Source organism: Mycobacterium mantenii (genome assembly GCF_001667865.1).
In the GTDB taxonomy this organism is placed as follows: Bacteria; Actinomycetota; Actinomycetes; order Mycobacteriales; family Mycobacteriaceae; genus Mycobacterium; species Mycobacterium mantenii_A.
Genome location: NZ_LZJP01000048.1, coordinates 1 through 546 on the forward strand (window position 1 = coordinate 1; position 546 = coordinate 546).

Below are 546 nucleotides of genomic sequence, written 5' to 3' on the forward strand. Positions count from 1 at the left end.
GTCGATGCTGGCCGGGTCGAAGACGTCGGTGCGGAACTCCACCGTCCCGCCGATCCCCGCCGGTGCACCCTCTGGGGTCCATTGCTCGGTCAGGGAGAACGCCAAATCTGTTCGGGCGGTGTGAGTATCAGTCGGCAACGGTGTGACGTGCACATCACCCAAGTCCAGTTCTGGGGTGTCGTTGTTCTGCCAGGCCAACAACACCTGCACCAACGGGTGATGGGTCAACGAGCGCGTCGGGTTGAGCCGCTCCACCAGCACCTCAAAAGGCACGTCCTGGTGCTCGAAGGCGGCCAGGCTGCGCCGGCGCACCTGACCCAACACCTCGGCCATGCTGGGATCACCGGCCAAATCGACCCGCAACACCAGCGTGTTGACGAAAAACCCCACCAGCTCATCGAGCGCCGGATCACCGCGTCCCGCGATCGGGAACCCCACCGCCACATCGCAACTGGCACTCAGCTTGGACAGCAATACCGCCAACGCGGCCTGGATCACCATGAAACTGGTCGCGTTGTGCTCCCGGGCCACCCGTGCCACCCGCTG

The 546-nt window shown here is 64.7% G+C and carries 1 protein-coding gene; it reads right to left on the bottom strand.

Annotation, left to right across the window (positions count from 1 at the left end; all coding sequences use genetic code 11):
* The coding region (locus A5688_RS08570) for a condensation domain-containing protein (protein ID WP_131812439.1) at window positions 1-546 on the bottom strand (546 nt) is incomplete at both ends.